The organism is Microcystis sp. M090S1 (genome assembly GCF_020246295.1).
Lineage (GTDB): Bacteria > Cyanobacteriota > Cyanobacteriia > Cyanobacteriales > Microcystaceae > Microcystis > Microcystis aeruginosa.
Window position 1 is genome coordinate 1 of the sequence record NZ_JADBTF010000485.1, and the last position, 3,274, is coordinate 3,274.

A 3,274-nucleotide genomic window follows, 5' to 3' on the forward strand; every position below is an offset into this window, starting at 1 on the left:
AGCATCACTGCTGAGAATTTCTGGCTCAACGAGTCCACTTGAATTAGATTCCTGGCGAAATCCCACCCAGAGGTGGTTCTCTCCTCAGACTTTCGCGACCTTACAGAAGCCTGTTTTCGGGGTCCCCTACGATACAGTTCAAAACCTCTAAAATACTTGGTTTCTCTGGTACTTGGTGCTGAGAATTTTTACCTATAGGAGCATTCCCCTAGAGAACCCCATAACTCTAGTTTTCAAGGTGCGTTCATCGGTTGATGACTGGGTTTTTTAAGCGGTTGCTTACCCGGCCCCCTATTCTTAATATCATACATCCTATAAAGTCGCCCTCAAAGGGCGAGGCTTTAATCCCAATTTTTCGGTAAAAAATAAATGGCTTTCCGGCAGTGTGCGCTTTTGATAATTGTCAATTATATGAATAGATTGATAAAGCTTGTTCTCAAGCCGCTAAAAGCCTATCAGTTCTTTGTGTGATCAGTTTAACTTACTATAGAAGCGATCAATCTTTGTGTCCTCTGTGTCTGGAGTGGTTCCTTCCACTCCCTCGCCAGCAGGACTGTATCTTAGAATACATTTTACCCACCAAACCTAAGATAGCCCGGTTCTTCGGTTTGTGTTATGCGATGGATGGGGTTACAAGGGATGAAAACCCTATATAGAGTTGGCTGAATAAATCTAATTTTTTCGATAAAAGCGGCAGGGTTAAAACCAGCAAGAGTGGCTGTGCCAAGGGTAGCACCTAAAAGATAAAGAAATTGACGGCGATCAAGAGACATATTCTCAGAGCAGATGTTCCGATGATCAATTATCCTATAGCGGTGTGCAGTCGTATGAGGTACAGTGTCACGAGCTATAAACCATGCTAGGCAAAGCTTGGTCTGTATCTCACTCAAGCGCTTACCGCTATATCGATCGGTGCCTTGGCAAAGAAAAGTTTTTATTTTTACCTGTCCGCTATAAGATGTCAAATTTTTTGAGTAATTGCCAGGGAATTTAAAAAAATTTGTTTACTCAAATTAAGAGTTAAATTTGGAAGGTTTCTAGAGCGCGTTTTTTCTCAAGTGGAGATGGAAAAAATCCCATCCCCACACTTGTCAATTTATTTTCGCTGCTTGTTAAATACTGAACCCATCCCCAGTAAACCCAATGCCAATAACCCCAGAATCGAGGAAGGCTCTGGAACCGCTGGAAATGGATTTGGACCGGTACTGGGTGATAAAAATCCTTTTAAAGGATCACCCACGGCTCCAAAACCAACAAGATCGAGGGAATTAAACTGAGTTATAACTTCTACATAAGTCTCTTCTCCTTCTAGTACCCTGAAACTACCGAGATCGGGGAAATCCGTAAAGTAAATGAAATCTGCACTAGCGATAGGATCGGCAACATTTGGGGTGTTTACAATCGTGATTTTTAATGGCAATGTTTGAGTGAAATCTGGGTCGGAGGAAGTAGTGTTGATTATCAGATCAACCCCATCAATCCGAGTGCTGAGAGGAATAGTGCCATTACGGTAATACAAGCGCCCGGCAACAAAGTCTTGACCCTTGGGCTGATTGGTAAAGTCAGAAGGAGTAAAGGACAATATATTAGTAAATGAATCAGCGGAGAAAGGCGTTCCCCATTCGATGGTGTCGGTTCCGTTGCCCGTGTATACTGAGCTAGGGATCGTGATGGGGTTGTCAAAATAGCCTGTCACTGTCCCTGTCCCTACAACTACAGTTACAGCAGTTACAGCTTGGGCGGCTTGGAAAGGGGTTAGGATGGCTAGAGTTGCCCCCGCTACCAATAAGCAATGCTTACCCCCCCCCCACATTTTTGATTACTTTTGTTAATGTTTTGTCCATGGAAACCTCTTCTTTGGTATGGTTTCCTCGACTATATCATTGTATTTTTCAAAAGACTGGTACTGCCTGCTACCAATAAGTAATGCTTACCCCCCCCCGCATTTTTGATGATTTTTGTTAATGTTTGCGCCATGGAAACCTCTTCTTTGGCAGGGTTTCTTCGATTGTATAATTGTCTTTGCCTCTCTTGGATATTGGCTGAAAAATGTTCACAATGTCACATTATGGGCGCAAGCGTTGCGCCTCTACATTACACAATGACCTCAAATACTTTTTCAGCAAGCCTTTATTACCATAAACGATAAAAACTTTTCAACAAACTAGGCGGAATTTTTAGATAATAACCAATAATAACTAATTGATTAACTAAGGTGGTTTTGCCAACTCCTAATTTTTGCCAACGTCTTGCCGAGGTAATCACCGCAGCAGCAACTATGGCTATTTTACCCCTTTTTTTCAATCTTTGTATTAATTCAAAATCTTCCATAATTGGCAACTCAGGAAAACCGCCCAAATCTGCCAATATTGAGGCTTTTAAAAATATTCCTTGATCTCCGTAGGGAAGGGAAAGCCAGCGAGAACGCCAATTAACTAATTTTTCCACTAAACGCAGGGTTTTTTCCTCTCCATCAATTTTTAATTCAAAGGCCCCCGCTACTATCCCAGATTGGGATAAAGTATTGATAATTTGTTCTTGATAATTTTGGGGAAGTAAAGTATCTCCGTGCAGAAATAACAAAATATCTCCTTTGGCTATTTTGGCTCCTAAATTCATCTGAAATGCACGACCTTTTCTGGGTGAAATAATTACTTTCGCTCCCAATTTTTTCGCTATTTCTATAGTTTTATCGGTACTTCCCCCATCGACAACAATAATTTCTACCCCCGCACCTATCTGTTTTAACGTTGCTGCAATTCTTAACTCCTCATTAAGAGTCGGAATGATAATACTAAGATAATTCATCAGGTTTTGCGCTAACTAAAGTCAGAGGATTTAGGGGCGACCATCGGGTAAATTTTACTACAGATACCGAGGGATTGATTTCGATTTGTAATAACTGTTTTTCTGGTAAAAAAGTTAAACATCGCTGCCAGTTATTCAGAGTGGCTAAAGCTGGAGTCAAAAGTCGATACCAAATTAGGTTACACTTCATCTTTATGAGAAACGAAACTCTGTTCTAAGATAGGTGGGACAATGCCGAATATTAAAGGAGACGATGGTGCGCTCAAAACCATTCTCGGCAATAGTAAAATTATCGCAGTGGTCGGGCATTCTGAGAAATCGAGCCGCGCCAGCTATCAGGTGGCCAAATTCCTGCAAGCGGTGGGTTATCGAAAATTTGGGTTAAAACCCCGTCGTTTTACGACGGCTTTTCCTGATCTTTGATATAAGACTTAAGAACTTCCAGTGGCGCACCTCCTACAGAAGA

At 41.6% G+C, this 3,274-nt stretch carries 3 protein-coding genes and 2 pseudogenes; 1 reads left to right on the forward strand and 4 read right to left on the reverse strand.

What is annotated here, in order from left to right; all coding sequences use genetic code 11:
- Window positions 1-1,096: 1,096 nt before the first annotated feature.
- From IM477_RS21430 to IM477_RS21440, 3 genes are all read right to left on the reverse strand, one after another.
- Window positions 1,097-1,813: a choice-of-anchor K domain-containing protein gene (locus IM477_RS21430; protein WP_502866553.1), complete on the reverse strand. Its 717-nt coding sequence runs from the start codon at window positions 1,811-1,813 to the stop codon at window positions 1,097-1,099.
- 320 nt (window positions 1,814-2,133) lie between these two features.
- Window positions 2,134-2,808: a TIGR04283 family arsenosugar biosynthesis glycosyltransferase gene (locus tag IM477_RS21435; RefSeq protein ID WP_287733384.1), complete on the reverse strand. Its 675-nt coding sequence runs from the start codon at window positions 2,806-2,808 to the stop codon at window positions 2,134-2,136.
- Complete coding sequence (locus IM477_RS21440; protein ID WP_287733385.1) at window positions 2,795-2,998, reverse strand: hypothetical protein; 204 nt, start codon at window positions 2,996-2,998, stop codon at window positions 2,795-2,797. The genes IM477_RS21435 and IM477_RS21440 overlap by 14 nt, the downstream gene beginning before the upstream one ends.
- Window positions 2,999-3,039: 41 nt before the next feature.
- On the opposite strand from IM477_RS21440, the pseudogene IM477_RS21445 reads away from it, so the two are divergent.
- A pseudogene (locus tag IM477_RS21445) lies at window positions 3,040-3,198 on the forward strand (CoA-binding protein); the annotation flags it as partial.
- Between the two features lie 7 nt (window positions 3,199-3,205).
- Here IM477_RS21445 and IM477_RS23465 read toward each other — a convergent pair.
- Window positions 3,206-3,274 (reverse strand): annotated as a pseudogene (locus tag IM477_RS23465) (IS200/IS605 family transposase); the annotation flags it as partial.